The organism is Bradyrhizobium sp. WBAH42 (assembly GCF_024585265.1).
Taxonomy (GTDB): Bacteria; Pseudomonadota; Alphaproteobacteria; order Rhizobiales; family Xanthobacteraceae; genus Bradyrhizobium.
Genome location: NZ_CP036533.1, coordinates 5,764,949 through 5,787,393, shown reverse-complemented (window position 1 = coordinate 5,787,393; position 22,445 = coordinate 5,764,949). Strand labels below are relative to the sequence as shown.

At 65.0% G+C, this 22,445-nt stretch carries 24 protein-coding genes; 12 read left to right on the top strand and 12 right to left on the bottom strand.

All coding sequences use genetic code 11. The annotated features are described in order from the left end of the window. Positions 1-285 precede the first annotated feature (285 nt). Positions 286-2,694 (top strand): ATP-dependent Clp protease ATP-binding subunit ClpA, encoded by a 2,409-nt coding sequence (gene clpA / locus DCG74_RS27105; protein ID WP_172783350.1) that lies wholly within the window; start codon positions 286-288, stop codon positions 2,692-2,694. 71 nt (positions 2,695-2,765) lie between these two features. Here clpA and DCG74_RS27100 read toward each other — a convergent pair whose 3' ends face one another. From DCG74_RS27100 to DCG74_RS27085, 4 genes are all read right to left on the bottom strand, one after another. Beyond that, positions 2,766-3,227 carry a PEGA domain-containing protein gene (locus DCG74_RS27100; protein ID WP_172783351.1) on the bottom strand — a complete coding sequence of 154 codons (462 nt, stop codon included), beginning with the start codon at positions 3,225-3,227 and terminating at the stop codon, positions 2,766-2,768. A 116-nt stretch (positions 3,228-3,343) separates the two neighbouring features. Then, on the bottom strand, positions 3,344-4,765 hold the full coding sequence (locus DCG74_RS27095; RefSeq protein WP_172783352.1) for an MFS transporter: 1,422 nt from the start codon (positions 4,763-4,765) through the stop codon (positions 3,344-3,346). A gap of 135 nt (positions 4,766-4,900) precedes the next feature. Continuing rightward, positions 4,901-5,926: an aldo/keto reductase gene (locus DCG74_RS27090; RefSeq protein ID WP_172783353.1), complete on the bottom strand. Its 1,026-nt coding sequence runs from the start codon at positions 5,924-5,926 to the stop codon at positions 4,901-4,903. Positions 5,927-6,049: 123 nt separating this feature from the next. Beyond that, positions 6,050-6,955, bottom strand: coding sequence for a LysR substrate-binding domain-containing protein (locus DCG74_RS27085; protein WP_172783354.1), 906 nt, complete (start codon positions 6,953-6,955; stop codon positions 6,050-6,052). Positions 6,956-7,184: 229 nt separating this feature from the next. Between DCG74_RS27085 and DCG74_RS27080 the strand changes: the two genes are divergently transcribed. Both DCG74_RS27080 and DCG74_RS27075 read left to right on the top strand, forming a co-directional pair. Further along, a complete protein-coding gene (locus DCG74_RS27080; RefSeq protein WP_172783355.1) occupies positions 7,185-8,507 on the top strand; it encodes an aspartate aminotransferase family protein in 1,323 nt (440 codons plus the stop codon). Between the two features lie 20 nt (positions 8,508-8,527). Next, positions 8,528-9,430, top strand: a complete 903-nt coding sequence (locus tag DCG74_RS27075) for an amino acid ABC transporter substrate-binding protein (protein ID WP_172783356.1) — start codon at positions 8,528-8,530, stop codon at positions 9,428-9,430. A 4-nt stretch (positions 9,431-9,434) separates the two neighbouring features. Here DCG74_RS27075 and DCG74_RS27070 read toward each other — a convergent pair whose 3' ends face one another. Then, the gene (locus DCG74_RS27070; protein ID WP_172783357.1) at positions 9,435-10,391 is read right to left on the bottom strand and encodes a helix-turn-helix domain-containing protein; all 957 of its coding nucleotides are present in this window, start codon (positions 10,389-10,391) and stop codon (positions 9,435-9,437) included. A gap of 189 nt (positions 10,392-10,580) precedes the next feature. On the opposite strand from DCG74_RS27070, the gene DCG74_RS27065 reads away from it, so the two are divergent. After that, entirely contained in the window at positions 10,581-11,597 is a 1,017-nt protein-coding gene (locus DCG74_RS27065; RefSeq protein ID WP_172783358.1) for a carbon-nitrogen hydrolase family protein, read from the top strand. A 21-nt stretch (positions 11,598-11,618) separates the two neighbouring features. Then, a complete protein-coding gene (locus DCG74_RS27060) occupies positions 11,619-12,659 on the top strand; it encodes a phenylacetaldoxime dehydratase family protein (protein ID WP_172783359.1) in 1,041 nt (346 codons plus the stop codon). 4 nt (positions 12,660-12,663) lie between these two features. Here the strand turns inward: DCG74_RS27060 and DCG74_RS27055 are convergent, their stop codons facing one another. Next, positions 12,664-13,302, bottom strand: a complete 639-nt coding sequence (locus DCG74_RS27055; RefSeq protein ID WP_172783360.1) for an HAD family hydrolase — start codon at positions 13,300-13,302, stop codon at positions 12,664-12,666. Between the two features lie 88 nt (positions 13,303-13,390). Between DCG74_RS27055 and DCG74_RS27050 the strand changes: the two genes are divergently transcribed. The 4 genes from DCG74_RS27050 (at position 13,391) to tsaA (ending at position 16,177) form a co-directional block, all read left to right on the top strand. Then, a complete protein-coding gene (locus DCG74_RS27050; protein ID WP_172783361.1) occupies positions 13,391-14,344 on the top strand; it encodes a lytic transglycosylase domain-containing protein in 954 nt (317 codons plus the stop codon). A 222-nt stretch (positions 14,345-14,566) separates the two neighbouring features. Beyond that, positions 14,567-15,307 (top strand): AzlC family ABC transporter permease, encoded by a 741-nt coding sequence (locus DCG74_RS27045; RefSeq protein ID WP_172783362.1) that lies wholly within the window; start codon positions 14,567-14,569, stop codon positions 15,305-15,307. Beyond that, complete coding sequence (locus tag DCG74_RS27040) at positions 15,304-15,654, top strand: AzlD domain-containing protein (RefSeq protein WP_172783363.1); 351 nt, start codon at positions 15,304-15,306, stop codon at positions 15,652-15,654. Before DCG74_RS27045 ends, DCG74_RS27040 begins: the two co-directional genes overlap by 4 nt. 31 nt (positions 15,655-15,685) lie before the next feature. Further along, the gene (gene tsaA / locus DCG74_RS27035; protein ID WP_172783364.1) at positions 15,686-16,177 is read left to right on the top strand and encodes a tRNA (N6-threonylcarbamoyladenosine(37)-N6)-methyltransferase TrmO; all 492 of its coding nucleotides are present in this window, start codon (positions 15,686-15,688) and stop codon (positions 16,175-16,177) included. Between the two features lie 109 nt (positions 16,178-16,286). Here the strand turns inward: tsaA and DCG74_RS27030 are convergent, their stop codons facing one another. From DCG74_RS27030 to DCG74_RS27015, 4 genes are all read right to left on the bottom strand, one after another. Further along, a complete protein-coding gene (locus DCG74_RS27030; RefSeq protein WP_172783365.1) occupies positions 16,287-16,715 on the bottom strand; it encodes an HIT family protein in 429 nt (142 codons plus the stop codon). 53 nt (positions 16,716-16,768) lie between these two features. After that, entirely contained in the window at positions 16,769-18,010 is a 1,242-nt protein-coding gene (locus DCG74_RS27025; protein WP_172783366.1) for a GNAT family N-acetyltransferase, read from the bottom strand. A 200-nt stretch (positions 18,011-18,210) separates the two neighbouring features. Further along, complete coding sequence (locus tag DCG74_RS27020; RefSeq protein ID WP_172783367.1) at positions 18,211-18,957, bottom strand: glycerophosphodiester phosphodiesterase; 747 nt, start codon at positions 18,955-18,957, stop codon at positions 18,211-18,213. A gap of 6 nt (positions 18,958-18,963) precedes the next feature. Beyond that, on the bottom strand, positions 18,964-19,431 hold the full coding sequence (locus tag DCG74_RS27015) for a RidA family protein (protein ID WP_014494672.1): 468 nt from the start codon (positions 19,429-19,431) through the stop codon (positions 18,964-18,966). A 228-nt stretch (positions 19,432-19,659) separates the two neighbouring features. Between DCG74_RS27015 and DCG74_RS27010 the strand changes: the two genes are divergently transcribed. The 3 genes from DCG74_RS27010 to DCG74_RS27000 all read left to right on the top strand — a co-directional run bounded on the left by DCG74_RS27010 (position 19,660) and on the right by DCG74_RS27000 (position 21,566). Continuing rightward, positions 19,660-20,505, top strand: coding sequence for a cell envelope integrity EipB family protein (locus DCG74_RS27010; RefSeq protein WP_172783368.1), 846 nt, complete (start codon positions 19,660-19,662; stop codon positions 20,503-20,505). Positions 20,506-20,666: 161 nt separating this feature from the next. Then, positions 20,667-21,068, top strand: coding sequence for a RidA family protein (locus tag DCG74_RS27005; RefSeq protein WP_172783369.1), 402 nt, complete (start codon positions 20,667-20,669; stop codon positions 21,066-21,068). A 57-nt stretch (positions 21,069-21,125) separates the two neighbouring features. Beyond that, complete coding sequence (locus DCG74_RS27000; RefSeq protein WP_172783370.1) at positions 21,126-21,566, top strand: MerR family transcriptional regulator; 441 nt, start codon at positions 21,126-21,128, stop codon at positions 21,564-21,566. Here the strand turns inward: DCG74_RS27000 and DCG74_RS26995 are convergent. Together DCG74_RS26995 and DCG74_RS26990 are read right to left on the bottom strand one after the other, a co-directional pair. Next, a complete protein-coding gene (locus DCG74_RS26995; protein ID WP_172783371.1) occupies positions 21,543-21,953 on the bottom strand; it encodes a nuclear transport factor 2 family protein in 411 nt (136 codons plus the stop codon). The two genes, DCG74_RS27000 and DCG74_RS26995, sit on opposite strands and share 24 nt — an antisense overlap. A gap of 68 nt (positions 21,954-22,021) precedes the next feature. Beyond that, on the bottom strand, positions 22,022-22,429 hold the full coding sequence (locus tag DCG74_RS26990; protein ID WP_172783372.1) for an ACT domain-containing protein: 408 nt from the start codon (positions 22,427-22,429) through the stop codon (positions 22,022-22,024). Positions 22,430-22,445 lie beyond the last annotated feature (16 nt).

The following is a 22,445-nucleotide window of genomic DNA, read 5'->3' as shown; positions in this document are numbered from 1 at the left end:
GGCCTGCGGCGCGTTTGAAGGCGGGGCTCCTGCAACCCGCGGTGTGATTGTCGCGTGACGGCTGCGCGCGATGGCGGTCGCAGCTGGCAAAACTACGGAATTCTGCGCTGGCGCCGATCCCGCCCAAATCGGAACGGGTTTTGCATTGAAAATAGCCCAGGTGGCTAGCTGCCGAGTCGCGGAACCAGTCTTTCGCCGCGATCTTGTATAACTATATGTGACAAAGGTTGTTGTTGCCTGACCGGGCGATGGCGATCATGATGGTGGGGGCCATAGAGGACGCGAATGCCGACTTTTTCCCAAAGCCTTGAACAATCCCTGCATCGTGCGCTGGCGATCGCAAACGAGCGTCATCACCAATACGCGACGCTCGAGCATCTCTTGCTCTCCTTGATCGACGACTCCGATGCAGCCGCCGTCATGCGCGCCTGTAGCGTCGATCTCGACAAGCTCCGTACGAGCCTCGTCAACTACCTTGAGACCGAATTCGAAAACCTGGTGACGGATGGCGCCGACGATGCCAAGCCGACCGCCGGTTTCCAGCGCGTGATTCAGCGCGCGGTGATCCACGTCCAGTCGTCCGGTCGCGAAGAGGTGACCGGTGCCAACGTGCTGATCGCGATCTTCGCCGAACGCGAGAGTCATGCCGCCTATTTCCTGCAGGAGCAGGACATGACGCGCTACGACGCGGTCAACTACATCAGCCACGGCATTGCCAAGCGGCCGGGCGTCTCCGAGGCGCGGCCCGTGCGCGGCGTCGACGAGGAGACCGAGACCAAGGGCAACGAGGACGCCAAGAAGAAGGGCGAGGCGCTCGAGACCTATTGCGTCAACCTCAACAAGAAGGCGCGCGACGGCAAGATCGACCCGGTGATCGGACGCAATTCCGAGATCAACCGCGCGATCCAGGTGCTGTGCCGCCGGCAGAAGAACAATCCGCTGTTCGTCGGTGAAGCCGGCGTCGGCAAGACTGCGATCGCAGAAGGCCTCGCCAAGCGCATCGTCGACAGCGAGGTGCCGGAGGTGCTGGCGGCCGCGACCGTGTTCTCGCTGGACATGGGCACGCTGCTGGCCGGCACGCGCTATCGTGGCGACTTCGAGGAGCGCCTGAAGCAGGTGCTCAAGGAGCTCGAGGCGCATCCCAACGCCATCCTGTTCATCGACGAGATCCACACCGTGATCGGTGCGGGCGCGACGTCGGGCGGGGCGATGGATGCCTCGAACCTGCTCAAGCCTGCGCTCGCCTCGGGCACAATCCGCTGCATGGGCTCGACCACCTACAAGGAATACCGCCAGCACTTCGAGAAGGACCGCGCGCTGGTGCGGCGCTTCCAGAAGATCGACATCAACGAGCCGACCGTCGAGGACGCGATCGCGATCCTCAAGGGCCTCAAGCCGTATTTCGAGGACTATCACCGGCTGAAGTACACCAATGAGGCGATCGAGGCTGCGGTGCAGCTCTCCTCGCGCTACATCCACGACCGCAAGCTGCCCGACAAGGCGATCGACGTGATCGACGAGTCCGGCGCGGCGCAAATGCTGGTCGCCGAGAACAAGCGCAAGAAGACCATCGGCATCAAGGAGATCGAGACCACGATCGCCTCGATGGCGCGGATCCCGCCGAAGAGCGTGTCGAAGGACGATGCCGAGGTGCTGAAGCATCTCGAGCAGACCCTGAAGCGCACGGTGTTCGGCCAGGACAAGGCGATTGAATCGCTTGCCGCCTCGATCAAGCTCGCACGTGCGGGCCTGCGCGAGCCGGAGAAGCCGATCGGCTGCTACCTGTTCTCGGGCCCGACCGGCGTCGGCAAGACCGAAGTTGCCAAGCAGCTCGCGGCGTCGCTCGGCGTCGAGCTGTTGCGCTTCGACATGTCCGAATACATGGAGCGGCACACCGTGTCGCGCCTGATCGGCGCGCCTCCCGGCTATGTCGGCTTCGACCAGGGCGGCCTGCTCACCGACGGCGTCGACCAGCATCCGCATTGCGTGGTGCTGCTCGACGAAATCGAGAAGGCGCATCCCGACCTCTACAACGTGCTGCTCCAGATCATGGATCACGGCCGGCTCACCGACCACAACGGCAAGCAGGTCAACTTCCGTAACGTGATCCTGATCATGACCACGAACGCAGGCGCTTCGGATCTCGCCAAGCAGGCGTTCGGCTTCACGCGCTCGAAGCGGGAAGGCGACGATCACGAGGCGATCAACCGCCAGTTCGCGCCGGAATTCCGCAACCGTCTCGATGCCATCGTCTCGTTCGGCCATCTCAGCGTCGAGGTGATCGGCACCGTGGTCGAGAAGTTCGTGCTTCAGCTCGAGGCGCAGCTCGGCGACCGCGACGTCACCATCGAGCTGTCCGAGCCGGCCAAGGCCTGGCTGGTCCAGCATGGCTACGACGAGCAGATGGGCGCACGTCCCATGGCTCGCGTGATCCAGGAGCACATCAAGAAGCCGCTGGCCGACGAAGTGCTGTTCGGCAAGCTGAAGGGCGGCGGCCACGTTCGCGTCGTGCTCGTCAAGGACGAGACCGACGAGACCAAGGAGAAGATCGGCTTCGAGTTCGTCGAGGGTCCGGTCACGCCGAAGCAGGAGAAGCTGCCCGGCGCCCGCAAGCGTCCGCCGGGCAAGTCCAAGCCGGGCGGCCCCGGCGGCTCGAAGGGGCCGACCTCGAAGGGCCCGCTGGTCAAGGTCTGATCGCGATGTGATGAAATCGAAAAGGCCGGCTGCGACGCCGGCCTTTTTGTTTGCTTGGCAGCTACCGAATTTTAGGTGCCGGTGTCGGGCGGAGGCGGCGGAGGTGCTCGCGGCTTCCGGGGCGCGGGCGGCCGTGCGCTGCGGGGAGGAGCCGCCGGCTGCATCGTCACGATGACCGGGTTCGGCTTGTGATCGGTCGCGGCTCCGGTCGCTGCGTCGACGCCCATGCCGATGACACCGCCCAGCAGGAGATTGCCGGCGAAACCCGCGGCGCCGCCCGTCTGGACGTCCCGGCTGAGCGGAACGATTTGCGGCTCATAGCCTTCCTTCTGGAAGGTGATCGAGATGTCGGCGTTCCGCTTGACGACCACCGAGCAAGGCGTCGTGCAGGTGGTCGGAACGTCCATTCCGCTGACGACGGCTTCCACGCCTGAAGGTGTTGATGAAATGCTGATATTCTCCGTCGTGCCGCGCGTGACCGACGCGCAGCCGCCCAGCATGGCGCTGAGCGCCACAATTCCCAATGAACGCATGAAATGCCCCTTGTCCCACCGCCACTATGCGCAACCGGAGCGGGAGGGCAATAGGCTATTGCGCTGAATAGTTAAGCCACGCAAAGGTTGTGCACGACAATGCGCGAACCCGGGTGCTAATCCCCGCGCAGGCGCTGATCGTCCTGCACGCGGACCTGCTCGCCACCGCGCGCGCCGGCCGGGGAAAGCCGCAGCATGCTCAGCATCGCACCACAGAGCGCAAAACCGACGCCCGCGAGCAGTGCCAGCCTGGTTCCTTCGAGTGGATAGCGGCCGAGCAACAGCGCCACCAGCGCCGCTCCGGTGGTCTGGCCGAGGAGGCGCGCCGTCCCCAGCATGCCGCTGGCGCCGCCGGCGCGCTCGCGCGGCGCGGCTGCGATCATGGTGCGGTTATTGGGGGTCTGGAACAGACCGAAGCCGGCGCCGGCGAGCGCCATCCGCCAGATCACGTCGAGCGGCGTTGGCGTCGCCGGCAGGAAGGCCAGCGCGGCAAGGCCGCAGGCGAACAGCGTGAGCCCAATACCGCCGAGCAGGCCGGCCGGATAATGCTCGACCAGGCGGCCTGCGAGGGGGGCTGCAAACGCCAGCGCGATCGGCCATGGCGTGATCAACAGGCCCATATGCACGGCCGAATAGCCGAAGCGGCTCTGGAGATAGAAGGGGATCGCGACGAAGGCCAGCATCTGCCCGCAGAACGATGCGATCGAAGTCGCAATCGACAGCGCGAACACGGGGATGCGCAGCAGGTCGATCGGCAAGAGCGGCGAGGTCATGTGAGTCTCGCGATAGATCAGCAGCGCACCGGCAACGATCGCGACGGCGAACTGCACGAGGCAGGTGATCGCGGCCTCGCCATGACCGACACTGTCCACCGCAGCGATGCCGACGCCGAAGGTGATCGCCGACAGACCCGCACTTTGCCAGTCGAACGAGCGGCTCGCGGGCTTGGTGTGCGGCAGGCTGCGCAGGCCCAGCACCAGCGTCACCGCGCCGAGCGGCACGTTGATCGCGAACAGCCAGGGCCAGCTTCCGACCGCGAGGATGCCGGCGGCGAGCGTCGGGCCGATCGCGGCCGAGAAGGCGACGACGAGAGCGTTGAGGCCGATGCCACGGCCGAGCAGGCTGCGCGGATAGGTGAAACGTACCAGCGCCGCGTTGACGCTCATGATGCCGGCCGCGCCAAAGCCCTGGAGGATGCGCGCGATCGTCAGCTGCGGCAGCGTGTGGGCCAGCGCGCAGAACGCGGAGGCCACCGTGAACAGCGCCAGCCCGACCAGGTAGACGCGGCGATAGCCGACGATCTCGCCGAGCGAAGCCAGCGGCAGCAGCGAGATCGTGATCGCGAGCTGGTAGCCGTTGACGATCCAGATCGAGAAGGCCGGGCTCGCATCGAGGTCGGCTGCGATCGTCGGCAGCGCCACATTGGCGATGGCGCTGTCGACCACCGCCATGACGATGCCGAGCGCAATGGTCAGCACCGCCTGGTTGCGTTGCGGCTGCGGCAGGCCGTCGGCATGCTCGATGGTGACTGTCGACATCGTGAGCGGCGTATCGTTGGCGAATCGGACTCGGCCACGGGCCGAGTATTGCGCCAACAGGGCAGGGCCGCGATAGTTCCGGAACCGCACTGTCAGCGCGCCGTCGCCTTACCAAGCGTGCTTGATGCGGCTGTCCTACACCGCCGGCGGATTGCGGTCGCTGAAGGTCACGCGCTGGTGCCAATAGGGGTAGGGCAGCGTCACCGTGCTCGCGGCGTCGAGCTTTGCGACCTGGTCCTTGGTCAAGGACCAGCCGACCGCGCCGAGATTCTCGCGCAGCTGGGTCTCGTTGCGTGCACCGATGATCAGCGTCGAGACCGTCGGACGCTGCAGCAGCCAGTTCAGCGCGATCTGCGAGACGCTCTTGCCGGTCTCCTTCGCAATCTCGTCGATCGCATCGACGACGCGGTAGACATGCTCGTCCGACACGGGCGGTCCGAACTCGGCCGTCTTGGGCAGGCGGCTGACTTCCGGTTTCGGCTGACCGCGGCGGATCTTTCCGGTGAGGCGCCCCCATCCGAGTGGCGACCAGACCACGGCGCCCAGCCCCTGGTCGAGGCCGAGCGGCATCAACTCCCATTCGTAGTCGCGCCCGATCAGTGAATAGTAGGTCTGGTTGGCGACGTAACGCGGAAAGCCGTGTGTGTCGGCGACGCCGAGCGACTTCATCAGGTGCCAACCCGAGAAATTCGAGACGCCGACATAGCGGATCTTGCCCGCGCGAACGAGCACGTCGAGAGTCGATAGCACCTCTTCGGGCGGAGTGAAGGCGTCGAAGCCGTGGAGCTGGAACAGGTCGATATAATCGGTGCCGAGCCGGCTCAGCGAACCGTCGATCGCCGCAAGCAGATTCTGGCGCGATGAGCCGATGTCGTTCGGGCCGTCGCCGAAGCGGAACGTCGCCTTGGTCGAGATCAGGACCTTGTCGCGGCGCCCCTTGATGGCTTGCCCGAGCACCCGCTCGGATTCGCCGAGCGAATAGACATTCGCGGTATCGAACATCGACACGCCGGCCTCGAGGCAGATGTCCAGAAGACGCCGCGCTTCAGTCGCATCCGTCGTGCCCCACGCCGCAAGGCGGCCGACGCCGCCGAACGTGCCCGTTCCCAGGCTTAAAGCAGGCACCATCAGGCCGGATCGGCCCAAGCGTCGGTATTCCATCGATCTGCTCCTCGGCTGGCCGCTCGTTGATCGGTGCGGCCTTGGTGCCGAGTTTAGCGCAAGCGGGTGCCTTGTCCTATCACGCGCTCACATGGCGGCTCTGCTTGGGTAGTCCGCATTTTGCTAGGCCACGCTCGTGGTCTGCAAGTTTGCAGCCGAGATCTTCGCGCGCAGCCAAGCCTCGAACGCGCTGACATGGCTACGTCCTTTCGCCTCAGCCGAGCGCACCAGATAGTAGGAGACCGTCTCCACTTCGAATTCGGGTTGGCGGAACGGTACGACGAGCGTGCCCTTGTCCAGCTCCTCGGCGGCGAGGATTTCGCTCTCCAGCACGACGCCAAGACCCTCGACGGCTGCATCGATCGCCATGGTGGAGCGGTCGAACCACAATTCGTGACGCGCCTTGATGCTCGCGCCCGTGACCTTGCGCAGATAATCGGTCCAGGTCAGCGCGTTCGAGGAATGGATCAGCGTGGCGCGGGCGAGATCGCCGGGCTCGCGCAGGTCGAGCTGCTCGATCAGCCGCGGGCTGCAGAGCGGGCGCAGGCGCTCGGCGAGGAGCGGCTCAATCTGCCTGTCGTTCACGACCGGTGGGCGCCCATAGGCGATCGCGAGGTCGAAGCGGATGGTTTCGAGATCGCGCAGATCGGCGATGGTCGACAGCCTGATCCCGATCTCCGGATGCTGGCCGATGAAATTGCCGATCCGCGGTTGTAGCCATTTGGCGGCAAAGCTCGGTCCGCTGGCGATGAACAAATGATCGCGCTGCGATTGCGGCGCCACCAGCCGCGTCGCACCCATGATCGTGCCGAACGCGCGCTCGATCTCGCCGGCATAGAGGCGGCCGGCATTGGTGAGCACAGCACGGCCGGCGTGCCGCGAGAACACGCGCACGCCGAGAAAATCCTCGAGGTTCTGGATGTGATGGCTGATCGCGGAAGGCGTGACCCCGAGCTCCTCGGCAGCGCGGCTGAAGCTGCCGTGGCGGGAAGCGGCTTCGAACGCCGACAGCGCCTTCAGCGGCGGCATGCGCGGCCGCCCCGTTGAGCTTGCCTCATCGGCTGCTGAGTTTTTTGAACTGGCGCCCATCATGTCTGCCCGGTTACGAATTTCTCCGTTGCACTGGCAAGTTTCGTACCGCGAACGCCCAGACGCAACAGCTTCGTGCCCACAACCTGACCCGAGACCCGGTGAGCGGACTCCGCATCGCCGCGCCGTGCCCCGCGCGCGGCAGATGCCGCTTGCTAAAGGAGACGCCATGACTTCAGCGCTGAAACAAGCCGCCGACGAATTTCTGGTGCGGTACGGCGGAGACGTGTTCCCGAACCTTTTCACGACCGCGAAGGGGACCATCGTCACCGACAGCGACGGGCGCGACTATCTCGATTTCACCTCGGGGCAGATGTGCGCGACGATCGGCCACAACCACCCTGCCATTGTCGCGGCGGTGGAGCGGGCCGGGAAGAAGGCGTTCCATCTCTTCAGCGGGATGATTCCCGAAGTGGTGGCCGAGCTCGCCCAGGTGCTGGCGACGGATTGGCTGCCCGGCGATCTCAAGCGCTCGATCTTCATCAACACCGGCTCGGAGGCGACCGAAGTCGCGCTCCGGATGGCCAAGATGTACACCGGCGGCTACGAGGTGCTTGTCCTCGGCGGCTCCTGGCACGGCATCACCGGCGGCGCCGCCTCGGTCTCGATGGCGAGCGACCGCAAGGGCTATGGCGTGCCGCCGCCCGGCGTGTTCGTCATCCCCGAGCCGAATGCCTATCGTCCCTACATCGACAAGGGGAGTGAGGAAGCATCCGCGCTCGCCAATCTCGAGCTGGCGCTGAAAATGTTCGACATGCAGTCGAGCGGGCGGGGCGCGGCGATCATCGCCGAGCCCGTGATCAGCGCCGGCGGCGTGCTTGTGCCGCCGAAGGCCTTCATGGAGGCGCTGCGCAAGGCCGCCGACGAGCGCGGTATGCTGCTGATCTTCGACGAGGCCCAGACGGCGTTCGGGCGCGTCGGCAAGAAGACGGGATCGGAATATTTCGGCGTCGTCCCCGACATCATGACCATGTCGAAGACGCTCGGTGGGGGCCTTCCGCTCGCGGCGGTCTCGACCACCGAAGCGATCGAGAGCAAGCTGCACGAGGATCACTTCACCTATTACACCAGCCACGTCTCCGATCCGCTGCTGGCCGAGGTCGGGCTCGCGGTGCTGCGTGTGATCGCGGAGGAGAAGCTGGTCGAGCGCGCCAATGTCATGGGCGCGTACCTGCGCGGCCGGTTCGAGGGACTTCAGCAGAAATACGAGCAGATCGGCGACATCAGGGGCATGGGGCTTCTGCTCGGCGTCGAGCTGGTCACCGACCGCAACAGTCGGCGCGCGGCCCACCAGCTCGGCGGCCTGACGACGAAGAAGTGCTTTGAACATGGGCTGAGCATGAACATTCGCCGTCGCCCCGAGCGCGGATCGGTGTGGCGCATCGCGCCGCCGCTGACCGTCTCGACCGAGGAGATCGACCGCGCCGTCGAGATCCTGGATCGGTCTTTGAGGGAAAGCCTCGACGAATTGTCGCGAAATCCCGCCGCTTGATCGACAGTCCGGAGGTCGACATGATCCGCAGACACGCGCCGACGCTTGCCATTGCCGCACTTTCGCTTGCGCTGTTGGACGTTCCAACAGCGCAAGCGGCCAGCCCGACCCTCGACAAGATCAGAGAGGTCGGCAAGATCACCCTCGGCTATCGGGAGGCTTCGATCCCGTTCGCCTATCTTGGATCGGATCAGAAGCCGACCGGACTTTCGCTCGATCTCTGCTCCGCGGTGGCCGACAAGATCAGGATCGTGCTGCGCCGGCCGGAGCTGGGGATCGACTACGTCCCGGTGAATGCGTCCAATCGCATTCCGCTGCTCCAGAACGGCACCATCGACGTCGAGTGCGGCAGCACGACCAACACCGCGGAACGTCAGAAGCAGGTTTCGTTCTCCGTCGCCACCTATGTGGCGTCGCCGCGCTGGCTCGTGTCCGTCGCCTCAGGGGTGACGGAGCCGAAGGGGCTCGATGGGCGGACGGTCGTCATCACACAGGGCTCGCTGAATTTTGCGGTCGCAAAGCAGGTCCTCGACGAGCAGAAGCTGAACGTGACGATCGTCCAGGCCAAGGACCATGCCGAGTCGTTGCTGATGCTGGGAACGGGCCGCGCCGCCGCCTGGTTCGAGGACGACATTCTGATCGCCGGGCTCGTCGCGAACGCGACCGATCCGACGGCCTTCCGGATGCTGGGCGCGACCTATGCGCCGTCCTATTACGGATTGATGACCCGTCGGGAAGATCCTGAGTTTAAGGCCCTGGTCGACACCGTGATCAAGGAGAACATGGCCTCCGGCGCGTTCGACAAGCTCTATGCCAAATGGTTCGAGGCGCCGATTCCGCCGAAGGGACAGAACCTCCGGCTTCCGATGAGTGCGGCGATGAAGGCCCGTGTCGCCTCTCCGAGCGATGCGCTCGCGCCCTAGGGGCTCAATGCCGCAACTGGCTGTGCCGGAAGTCGCGGGGCGACGCGCCAAAATGCTCGCGAAAGACGCGGCCGAAATGCGAGAGGTCGTTGAAGCCCCAGGCGAAGGCGATCTCGCTGATGTGGCGATGGGCGAGCAGTGGCGAGGCGAGATCCCGCCGGCATCGGGCGAGGCGCTCGGCGAGGACATGGCGCTGGAAGGAGGTGTCCTCGTCCGCGAGAAGATCGTTGACATAGCGCGGCGAGATGCCGAGCGCGGCCGCGGTTTCAGCGAGCGAGAGATCGGGATCGGCGAGGTGCGCGCGGATGTGCGCCTTCAATCGGTAGAGCAGGGCCGAGCGGTGGGTCGAGGACGGCAGCGATGACTTGCCGAGCCGCTCGCTCAAGGCCATCGCAAGCAGATCAACTGCCTGCTCCGACAGCGCTGTGGCGGTATCCGGAGCCAAACCATCCGCATTCTGGCAGAGCCGGACAATGAAATCATAGGCGAGCCGCTCGAGCGGTGCGGCGGCGCCAAATGACATTGCAGTCAGCGTCTCGGTGCCGCCGAGCCGCCGCTGCAGCATCTCGCGCGGTACCTTGAAAATGGTCTGCGTGAAACTGTCGTCGAACTTCAGCTCGTACGGGCGCGTGGTGTCGTAGAGCGCAAACTCGCCGGGGTGGATCACGGTCTCGCGGCCGTCCTGCACGACGCCACCGTTGCCGCGATTTCCGAGGGCTACGAGAACGAAATCCTGGTGTGAACGCGCGATGCGCGACGGCGTGCGGAATACGTGCTGGCGGTCCGAGCAGACTTCGGAGCAGACCGCTTTGCCGAGCGAAGCCTGGGTGACCGATCCGCGAAAGGCGCTGCCGAGGTCCGACTTGCAGTCGAGTCCGACGAAGACGTCGCAGACGATGTCCTGCCAGAGAGCGAGCCGCCGATAGGCGGGACTGCCGTCCGTCGTGAACTGGATTGGCATCTGAACAGCCTCCCTTTCACATCCTGCAAAATCGCCCTGGGGAGCCAGTCTGACCGGAGGCAAATCCCGTACCGGTCGGTAGCGTCCAGTCAAGTTTTTGTTCCGCCGCGGTCGAGCGGCCGGCTGCCCGGCTTGGCCAAATAGACTGCATCGGACGTGGCTTGGGATCAACCGGCAATGGAGGCAGGAATGGGCATCGAGCATCCGAAATACAAGGTTGCGGTCGTTCAGGCGGCGCCGGCCTGGCTCGACCTCGACGCCTCGATCGACAAGTCGATCGCGCTGATCGGGGAGGCCGCGGAAAAGGGCGCCAAGCTGATCGCCTTTCCGGAAGCTTTCATCCCCGGTTACCCCTGGCACATCTGGCTGGACTCGCCTGCCTGGGCGATCGGGCGGGGCTTCGTGCAGCGCTATTTCGACAATTCGCTATCCTATGACAGCCCGCAGGCCGAGCGCCTGCGCGAGGCCGTGCGCAAGGCAAAGCTCACCGCCGTGGTCGGCCTGTCCGAGCGCGACGGCGGCAGCCTTTACCTCGCGCAATGGTTGATTGGCCCCGATGGCGAGACCATCGCAAAGCGCCGCAAGCTGCGGCCGACCCATGCCGAGCGCACAGTCTACGGCGAAGGCGACGGCAGCGATCTCGCCGTGCATGCGCGGCCCGACGTCGGCCGGCTCGGCGCGCTGTGCTGTTGGGAGCATCTTCAGCCACTGTCGAAATACGCGATGTACGCCCAGAACGAGCAGGTCCATGTCGCGGCCTGGCCGAGCTTCTCGCTCTACGATCCCTTCGCGCCGGCGCTTGGCGCCGAGGTCAACAACGCGGCGTCGCGCGTCTATGCGGTGGAAGGCTCCTGCTTCGTGCTGGCGCCTTGCGCCATCGTTTCGCAAGCCATGATCGATGAGCTCTGCGACCGGCCCGACAAGAATGCGCTGCTACATGTGGGCGGCGGGTTCGCCGCGATCTACGGCCCCGACGGCAGCCAGATCGGGGAGAAGCTGGCGCCCGATCAGGAGGGCCTGCTGATCGCAGAGATCGATCTCGGCGCCATTGGCGTTGCCAAGAATGCCGCCGATCCCGCCGGACATTATTCGCGGCCTGACGTCACACGGCTGCTGCTCAACAAGAAGCGGTACCAGCGGGTCGAGCCGTTCGCGCTGCCGGTCGATGCTGTCGAGCCCATGGACATTGCGGCGGCGGCCAGCTGATCGCTACGAGGGGAGGGCTTCATGGAATCCGCAATCCCTGCGCATCTCGAAACTCCACGCACGCGCCACAAGCGCGTGCCCGACGATTATCAGCCGCCATATCCATCCTTCGTCGCACGCTACAAGCCTGCGGTCAGCCGCGTCGTGATGGCTTATTTCGGTGTCCAGTATGGCGGTGCGGCACCGGCGGCAGCAATGGACGCGTTGAAGGAAATCGCAGGACTGTTCGCAGTGGATGACGGTCCGTCGCATTGGGACCGGGCGCGTTATGTCGATCAGTGCGCCTGCGAAAATGTTGTCACGGTCGCTTATTGGGACGATCTCGCACGCTTTGATGCCTGGTTCGCTCGGGCGCGCGAGATGTGGACCGGCCGAAAGCGCGAAGGCGTCGGTACCTTCATCGAGGTGCTGCGTCCCAGTGTCGCCCGTCACGAGACGCTGTTCTCATCACCCGATCGGCCCGAAGGTATCGCCGTCGCCGCGGAAGGCATGAGCGGCGAGGTGCAGGAGCACGCTTACTGGGGCGGCATGCGCGATCGTCTCCCGCTGTCACAGACGGATGCGATGGCGCCTGGTGGCGCGCCTGAGCTGATCCACGACGGCGCGCGGCTGCGCGTCGTGGCTCATGACAATCTCTGTCTGATCCGCTCCGGGCAGGACTGGAGCGATACCGCAGCGTCCGAGCGCAAGCTCTATCTCGACGACGTCGAACCGGTGCTGCGCGAGGGCATGGACTTTCTGCGCGATGATGGCCTTACCATCGGCTGCTACGCCAACCGGTACATGCAGGTGCTTGCGGCCGACGGCAGCGTCAGCGAGAAGTCCTACGGCCAGAGCTGGTGGAAGAGCCTCGCCGCGCTCGAACGCTGGGCGGAGTCGCATCCGACCCACGTCAAGATCTTCGGCGCGGCTATGAAATATCTCTCGACACTCGGGCCGTCAGCCAAGCTGCGGCTCTATCACGAGGTGACGGTGGCAGCCGCCGACGAGCAGTTCTTCGAATATCTGAACTGTCATCCAAAGACAGGCATGCTGGCAGCGGTGGAGACCGTCGGAGCCTGACCGACTAGGTCATGCAATGTCCGAGCAGTTCCGGATGCGCCGCGCAGATGTGGTGCGCCCCGGCATCGCGTAGCTCGGCTTCGCTGCCATAGCCGTAGAGCACGCCGATAGCGGTCATGCCGTTGCTGCGGGCGCCGACCACGTCGTGGCTGCGGTCGCCGATCATGATCGCGCTGTTGGCATCGACCTTGGCCTCGTCGAGCGCATAGCGGAGCAGGTCGCGCTTGTCGACGCGCGTGCCGTCGAGCTCGGATCCGAACACGCGTTCGAAATACGGGTTCAGGCCGAAATGATCGACGATCCTGGTGGCGTAGACGGCGGGCTTGCTGGTCGCCACGAACATGCGCTGACGTGTCGCTGCGAGCGATGACAACGTATCCGCAATCCCGCCGTAAGCCTCGTTCTCGAACAGGCCGATATCGCTGAATCGCTCGCGATAGAGCAGCAGTGCGCGGTCGGCGAGCTCATCGGCTCCGGTGAGCTTTCGAAGACTGGCAAGCAGCGGTGGGCCGATGCACCAGGTCAGCTCGTCCTCGCTCGGCACCGGAACGCCGAGCCGTTCCAGCGCATATTGGATCGAGCGGGTGATCCCGGGCTTCGGGTTCGTCAGCGTGCCGTCGAGATCAAAAAAGATTGTCACCATCAGGCTCGACCCGTGTTGATAATGCCGTCCGTTGCTAGTTGGCTCTGGTTCCAAGTCAAGGTCCGATTTGTCCGATGGCGTCAATACCATGCGAATAGCTCGGGTCATCGCTGTCTTGTGCCAGGCCCTCCTGCTGTCGCCGGCGCTCGCGGAGGAGGCGCCGCCCCCCGATGCGCCTGCGAAGGCCGAGGAACCCGCGACGCCGGCGGAGAAGGCGAAAGAGGCCTGCGAAAGCGACACGCGGGAGTCGATCTGCCTGATCGTGGAGGCGGCTGCGCGCGACAATGACCTGCCGCTGGAATTCTTCGCGCGGGTGATCTGGCAGGAGAGCCGCTTCCAGGCCGATGCGGTCGGGCCCATGACGCGCAGCGGCGATCATGCGCGAGGGATCGCGCAGTTCATGCCGGGCACCGCCAGCGAGCGCGGGCTGCTCGATCCCTTCAATCCGGTGCAGGCCTTGCCGAAGTCGGCCGAATTCCTCAAAGAGCTGCGCAACCAGTTTGGCAATCTCGGCCTTGCCGCGGCCGCCTACAATGCCGGCCCCCGGCGCGTACAGGAATGGCTCGCCGGCACCGGGCCGATGCCGGAGCAGACCCGCAACTACGTCTATGCGATCACCGGCACCAGCGTCGATGCCTGGGCCAAGGCGGGGAGCACCGGCAAGGGGCCGCCGAGCTCGCCGCCGACGAGCTGCCGTGACCTGATGGCGTTGCTCAAGCGTGCTCCCAACCCGTTCGTCGCCGAGCTCGAGCAGCATGTCGAGCTTGCCGCGGCAAAGATCTGGGGCGTCCAGCTCGCGGCCGGCTTCGACCGCAACAAGGCGCTGGCGATGTATTCCCGAGCCGTCACGAAACTGAGCACCGTGATCGGCGAGCGTGATCCGAGCCTGCTAAGCTCGGTGATGCGCAGCCGCGGCACACGCGCGTTCTACCAGGTCCGCGTCGGCGCGGACACGCGCGCCGAGGCCGATGATCTGTGCAACCGCATCCGCAAGGCGGGCGGCGCCTGCTTCGTGCTGAAGAACAGGGGTGTGGCGGGGTAGGATCAGCTGTCATTCCGGGGCGCGACGAAGTCGCGAACCCGGAATCCATCGTGCAGCGATTTCTGTGGCCTGATGGATCCCGGGTTCGCGCCAAGTGGCGCGCCCCGGAATGACGACGGTGGGTCTGGGCCTCGCGCATGCCAGCCCCGCCGCGCCCTTCCTTGACGCGCGCCGCTGTCTCGCCCGTTATGCAGCCACGATTCCTCACCAGCCAAAGCTCCCGTGGCGCTTCCTCCGCTCGATTCACCACAATGGCAAAGTCCCTGGCGCGCCTTCGCTTGGGGACTGCGCTCGATCACGCAGACGATCCTCACCATCGTGCTGTTCGTGACCTATCTCGGCATCGGTGCGCTCGCCCACGACACCCATTTCAGCCTGCTCTGGGCGCTGTGCTCGACGCTGTTCGTCTGGGCAGGTCCGGCGCAGATCATCCTGATCACCACGCTCGGCTCGGGCGCCACCATCATCCAGTCGGCGATCGCGGTGACCGTCAGCGCCATCCGCCTGTTTCCGATGGTGGTCTCGGTACTGCCGCTGATGCGCACACCGAAGACCAAGCGGCGCGAGCTGATTTTCGCCGCGCATCTTACCGCAGTGACGCTGTGGGTCGAATGCCACCGCTTCCTGCCGCAGGTGCCGCGCGAACGGCGGATCGCCTTCGTCCACGGGCTCGGCTGCGGGCTCGTCTCGGTGTGCCTCGTCGCCAACACAGTCGGCTATTTCCTCGCCGCCAACCTGACGCAGACCCTTGGCGCGGCGATCCTGCTGCTGACGCCGCTGTCGTTCCTGTTCTCGACGGCACGCAACAGCCGCGAGGTTGCCGACGTCGTCGCGCTCGTGCTGGGCATCGTGCTCTATCCGCTGGCGGCGAAGATGAACTCCGGTCTCGATATCCTCGTCAGCGGCGTGGTCGCCGGGACGATCGCTTATGGCGTGCATTGGTGGCGGGAGGTGCGCGCATGAGCTTTGCGCAAGCGATCGGCGACTGGCACGCGCTGGCGGTGCTGTTCATTGCCGGGGTCGTTCCCAACCAGATCTGGCGCATGCTGGGCCTGTGGTTCGGCGGCGGCATCGACGAGGGCTCAGAGCTGCTGGTCTGGGTGAGGGCGGTCGCCACCGCGATCCTGGCCGGCGTCATCGCCCAGATCGTGGTCCAGCCACCGGGCGCGCTGGCCAGCGTGCCCGATGTGCTGCGCTATGGCGCGGTCGGCGCCGGGCTCGTCGCCTTCCTGCTGACCCGCCGTTCGATCTTCGCGGGCGTGGTCACGGGCGAAGTCTTCATGCTGGCCGGCAAGTGGTGGTTGGGCTAAAACCGCCGGCGAACAGCCAGGGAACAGGAAAATGGTTCGCGAACAGGAGCTCCGCGAGGGCGAGGTCGCCATCGAGCTGCCGCCGACGCAAGATGCCGGTCTCGTCTTCATCGGTCGTATCCGCACGCCCTGGTCATCCCGGCTGGAGACGCCGCGGCAGGGACGTCAGGACGGCCCGATCTGCCGCCTCGAGATCTTCGAGCCCTTCGTGCCGGCGATCAAAGGAGTCGACTTCTACAGCAATCTCGAAGTGCTCTACTGGCTCGACCGGTCGCGCCGCGACATCATCCTGCAGAGCCCGAAGAACAACGAGAAGACCCGCGGCACCTTCTCGCTGCGCTCGCCAGTGCGGCCCAACCCGATCGGCACATCGATCGTGAAGCTGGTCGGCATCGAGGGCAATGCCATCCTGGTGCGTGGCCTCGACTGCATCGACAACACGCCGCTGATCGACATCAAGCCCGACCGCTGCGAGTTCACGCCGCTGGCCGCGCCGCAGAAGGGCGATTTTGAGACGGAGTGAGGTCTCTCCGCCGTCATTGCGAGGAGCTCTTGCGACGAAGCAATCCAGACTGTTTCTGCGGAGGCGGTCTGGATTGCTTCGCTTCGCTCGCAATGACGAGTGGAGAGACCTAGCCCGCCTTCAACGCCGCCATCAGCTTCGCCGCCTGCTCTTGCAGCACCTTGTCGTCCTCCTTGCGGCTCGCCGGCGGCAGCATGGCGACGCCGTCGTGGCGCGGCATCACGTGCATGTGCAGGTGAAACACCACCTGTCCGCCCGCAGGCTCGTTGAATTGCTGCACGGTGATGCCGTCGGCGTCAAACGCCTTCATTGCGGCGGCTGCGATCTTGTGCGCGCCGCGGGCGACATGGGCGTAATCGTCGGGCTTGATATCGAGGATGTTGCGGGCAGGGGCCTTGGGGATCACCAGCGTGTGACCGGGCACGCGCGGCATGATGTCGAGGAAGGCGAAGACGTGCTCGTCCTCGTACACTTTGTAGCAGGGCAGCTCGCCGCGCAGGATTTTTGCGAAGATGTTGTTGCTGTCGTAGGCGGTCATGGCGGCGGCTCCTCGAACGATTTGCGCTTACTGTCACCAGCAATTGCGAGGCGTCAAGGCGCCTCGTCAGCCCCTTTGCGGAACGGGCCGAGCTCGGCGAGCTCTCGTCCCGCTTCCGCAACATAGGCGCGCTCGCGCTTGAGGTAATCGTCGATGGCGCGGCGCAGGCCGGGATCGGCGATAAAGTGAGCGGAATGGGTGGTGCGCGGCAGGTAGCCGCGCGCGATCTTGTGCTCGCCCTGCGCGCCGGCCTCGACGTGCTTGAGGCCGCGTTTGATCGCGAAATCGATCGCCTGGTAGTAGCAGACCTCGAAATGCAGGAAGGGGTGATGCTCGACCGCGCCCCAGTTGCGGCCGAACAGCGTGTCCGAGCCGATGAAGTTGATCGCGCCCGCAATCCAGCGATTGTTGCGGCGGGCCATCACCAGCAGCACGTCCTCGCTCATGGTCTCGCCGATCAGCGAGAAGAACTCGCGCGTCAGATACGGCCGCCCCCATTTGCGCGAGCCGGTCTCCATGTAGAATGTGAAGAAGGCGTCCCACGCATCCTCGGTGATGTCCTTGCCGGTGAGCCAATGGATCGTGATCCCGGACGCCAGCGCATCGCGCCGCTCGCGCTTGATCGATTTGCGGTGGCGTGAGTTCAGCGTCGCCAGGAAGTCGTCGAAGCTTGCAAAGCCCTCATTGTGCCAGTGGAACTGCTGGTCGGTGCGCTGGAGAAAGCCGTGCTCGGCGAGCAGCTTCCATTCTGACTCCCGCGCGAAGGTGACGTGGACGGAGGAGGCCTTGCTGACGCCGCACAGCGCTATGAGGCCACTCGCCAGCGCCTCGGTGATGCGCTCGCGATCGACGCCGTCGCGCACCAGCAGCCGCGGTCCGGTCGCCGGCGTGAAGGGAACCGAGACCTGGAGCTTCGGGTAATACCGCCCGCCGGCGCGCTCATAGGCATCCGCCCAGCCGCGGTCGAACACGTATTCGCCCTGGCTGTGCGATTTGAGATAGCAGGGCACGATTCCGGCAACGCGGCCATCGAGCTTGGCGACCAGATGCCGCGGCGCCCAGCCGGTGCGGATCGTGGCCGAACCCGATTTCTCGGCCGCGGAGAGAAAGGCGTGGGAGACGAACGGGTTATAGGCGGGTCTTGAGAGGCCGAGGGAATCGCCTGGAAGGACGGATGAGGTTCCCGCGCCAGCCCCATTGCACAATCCGCCGGGATTGGCGCAGGCGTCCCAATCCTCCGGTGACACGTCGCCAATCGAAGGTACGGCCTCGAGCGTGATTTCCGATGATGCCATCGTGCCCAAGATCGTGCATTGCAGCAGCGACTTCAAGGGGTGGGGAAGGCTCGCCCTCGTGCCCCGGACGAAGCGCAGCGCTTCTTCAGCGATGCGCTGCAGAGTCGGGGCCCAAGTTGCACCGGATTCCTGGAGAGATGGGTCCCGGCTCTGCGCAGCAACGCTGATGCGTTGCTGCTTGTCCGGGACACGGGCAAGCCCTACGGCACGAACCCCTCGAAGATCATCTGGTCCGCATAGCGCCCGACCCGCGTCCGCTGCTCCGCCGTGCGGACGGTCCAGCCGAGCAGGGCGCAGCCGAACAGGTTGCGGGCGATCCAGGGGGCGGGGGCCGGGAGGTGGTCGACCTTGAAGGCAACGAAATGCGGCTGGGTCTGGAAGCCATGGCGCAGGTACAGCATGCTGTCGCGCTGCTCTTGGGTGAGCTTGGCCCAGTACTCGTCCTCATAGCTCCGCTGCGCGACGATGCCGCGGGGGCGAGAGGGGAGCAATTCACGTAGCGCCAGAACCTGGTCGGGATCGAAGGACATGCCGACGGCGGGGCCATCATAGGACGCCAGCACCTCGGCCATCCGCTTCACCAGCTTGCGGTCGCCGCCGAAATGGCTCTTCACCTCGATCACCAGGGGCACACGTCCGGCGACCAGGGCGCAGAGGTCTGCGAGCGACATCATCCGCTCATCGGTGTCCTTGAACCTGACGGCCTTGAGCTCGGCCGCGGTCTTTGCGACCACATCGCCGGTGGCCTCGGTGAGCCGGCCCAGGGCATGGTCGTGATGGACCATGGCCTCGCCGTCGGCCGAGAGCTGGATATCGACCTCGATCGCGAAATTGCCTGATATCGCGGCCTGCACCGCGCCCGGCATGTTCTCGACGATGCCGCGCGAAATGTCGTGCAGGCCGCGATGGGCGACCGGCCGGGCTGTCAGCCAATCCGGAGCGCGCATTTGGCGTCAGGCGACCTCGAACACGCCTTCGACCTCGACCGCCGCATCCGCGGGCAGCGAGGCGACGCCGACGGTGGTACGGGCGTGGCGGCCCTTGTCGCCGAAGGCGGCGACCATCAGGTCGGAGGCACCATTCAGCACCTTGGGCCCGTCCAGGAAATCCGGGGCCGAGTTGATGAAGCCGCCGAGCCGCACCACGCGTACGACCTTGTCGAGATCGCCGAGCGCCGCCTTGACCTGGGCCAGCAGGTTGACCGCGCAGCCGCGCGCGGCTGCGGCGCCGTCCTCGATCGAGACGCCGGCGCCCAGCTTGCCCTTGGCAATCAGCTTGCCGGCGGGGTCGAAGCAGACCTGGCCGGAGACGAACAGGAGGTTGCCAGTGCGCACGAAGGGCACGTAATTGGCGACGGGGGTGGGGGCCTCGTGCAGCTTGATGCCCTGCTCCGCCAGTTTCTGCTCGACCGTGCCCGCCATGTCCGACCTCGTTGTCCAAAAATCCTTCGCTCCGGCGCGACTGCCGGCCGGGCGCGCCCTGTTTCGCCCATCGTGCCGCCACATGCAAGCAACCGGAGGGGCTGCATTTTGTTGAGGCAGGCCAGCAGGTTCAACGTGAGGGGCAAACTTTTAGTGAAACGGCCTCAGTTGCGGCGCAATGGAACGGTCATTAAAATGTCGAATCTGCGCTTTCCTCAGGGAACAGACATGGTGCACCTTTTCCGGACTTCGCTCGGTGTGATGGCGCTCGCCGCAGCCAGTGTCGGCCTTGGCGGCGGGGCTCAAGCCGCCAACGGTCCGTTTCTCGCGCATCAGGCGCTCTATGACCTCAGCCTGGTCAAATCGCGCAGCAATTCGGTGAACAGCGCCCGCGGCCGGATCCTCTACAATTTCACGGGGAACGCCTGCGAGGGCTATACCTCGGAATTCCGCCAGGTCTCCGAGCTCGACAGCGGCGAGGGCAAGGTCACGCTCAGCGACCTCCGCTCCAATTCGTGGGAGGACGCCTCCGGCAAGAGCTACCGTTTCAAGATCGAGACGCGCATGAACCAGACGGATGCCGGCCGGGTCGACGGCTCAGCCGAGCGCGACGGCGACCACATCAACGTCAAGCTGAAGCTGCCGGCGCCGAAGACGTTCACGCTCGACGGCAAGATCGTGTTCCCGACCGAGCAGATCCAGCGCATCATCGCCGCCGCCAAGGACGGCAAGTCGTTGCTCGAGCTCTCGGTCTATGACGGCTCCGATGACGGCCAGAAGGTCTACAACACGCTGACCGTGATCGGTCAGCCGATCCCCGCCGACCGCGCCACCTCGTCCGATCCGTCGACCGCGGACGAGCACATGAAGTCGCTGAAGCGCTGGCCGGTTACCGTCAGCTATTTCGACCGCGAGGCCCAGCAGAAGGAAGGCGAGCAGACCCCGGTCTACGCGATGGCGTTCGAGCTCTACGAGAACGGCGTCTCGCGCCAGCTCGTGCTCGACTACAATGATTTCGTCATCTCCGGCGCGATGGGCAAGTTCGACGTCAAGGACAGCAAGCCCTGCAATTGAGGGCTTCTCCGTCATTGCGAGCGTAGCGAAGCAATCCAGAATCCCTCCGCGGAAGCAGTCTGGATTGCTTCGTCGCAAGAGCTCCTCGCAATGACGGGGCTAGCTCTCGTCATACTCTCCAGCTACGCTCCTTCCCAACCACAAACTCGGGGAGACAGCCCATGCCCAAGCTCGACCATCTCCGCCCCAGCGGCCTGCATCACAATCCCGCTTATTCCCACGTCGTCACCGCCTCGGGCGCTCGGACCATCTACATCTCCGGGCAGGTCTCCACCGACGAGGAGGGGCGGATCGTCGGCGAGGGCGATATCGCCGCGCAGACCACGCAGGTGATGCAGAATCTTGGGCACGCGCTGAAGGCGGCCGGTGCGAGCTATTCCAACATCGTGAAAATCACGACCTTCGTCGTGAACTACAAGCCGGAGCTGCGCCCCATCATCGGCAAGGCCCGCTCGGCTTTCTTCGAAGGCATGGAGCCGCCGGCCTCGACGCTGGTCGGTGTCACCGCACTCGCCGCGCCGGAATGGCTGATCGAGATCGAGGCGGTGGCGGTCGCCGACTGAGGAGACCTCGCAGGGTAGATTGAGCCTTGCGAGGCGGTTTCGAAGAAAGGAAAGGCCATGTCGCGAGGGCTTCGCATCGGAGAGGTCGCCGGCCGAACGGGCCGCAGCATTCACACCATCCGTTGGTATGAGGCTCAGGGCCTGATCCCCGGCGTCGTCAGGGACCGCGGCGGCCGGCGCGTCTACAGCGATTTTCACGTCGGTTGGCTAGATCTGATGGAACGCCTGCGCGGCACCGGCATGTCGGTCAAGCAGATGCGCGAATATGCGGCGCTTGCGAAACGAGGCGAAGCAGCGCTGACCGAGCGTCACGCGCTGCTCGCAGCGCACCAGCAGCGGGTGCAGGACAACATCCACCGCTGGTCGCAGGCTTTGGCACTCATCGAAGCCAAGGTCGAATTCTATGAGGAGTGGATCGCCAGCGGGGAGAGACCCGCCGTGTCGCCGCATGGACGCCTCAAGGCCGCGCCGGCCTCATTGGTTGCCGGGCGGCCTTAGCACCCGCTCGACCAATGCGGTGTCCATGTATTCGGTCAACTCGCGCAGTTTCCCGTCCGCCATGCGAATGACGAAGCAGTAGGTGTTGGCGTAGAGCTCGCCGGCAAGCGTCGTTGCATTGCCCCGGCACTCGGCGACGACGTAATCGCCTTCGGCGATGATGCGGGATAGCGTGAGGCTGTTGGGGGCAGTGAATTGTCCGCTGAGAGGCTTCATCAGCCGTTCCAGCACGTCGGCCTTGCCGACATAGTCGCCGGACCAGGCCGTCGAGCCGGTGATGCGCCAGACGAAATCATCGGCCATCGCGGCGATGAACGGGCCGGGGTCGCGACGTGCGCGCGCATCCATGATGTCCTGAATGAGCGCCTTGTTGTCGATCACTGTCATAGGCTGTCTCCTTGAATCGAGGCCAGCCATCTCTCTACAGGCTAGAGCATGCTCTAGATCAAGCGCAATCAGCCCTGTTGCGGCTTGAACCTGTCAAGCAGGAGAGCCATCGCCTCATCGGCCTTGTCGACAGGCACAAAGAGATGATCGTGGTGAAAAGCCGACACGGCATTCACGCTAATGCCGGCTTGGGCCAGACGTGCCGTGATGGCTGCCAGAAAGCCCACCGCATCGAGGGCGGAATGAACCGTCAAGGTGATGAGGCGCGAGGGATATTCATGGCGTAGCCCGGCACGTTCGGCCTCCTCCTGTAGCACCACCAGCGTGGTCCCTTCGCGTTCGCGGAACGTCAGGATAGGGCTGATGGTGGCCGGAATGCTCGCGCTCGGCGCAAGCGTGCAAAACGCGAAGATGCCGTCCAGGATCTCCGGCTTCATGTTACTCAGCAGCGCATCGAGATCGCGTTCGCCTGTCACCGTGCCAGCTCCCGAA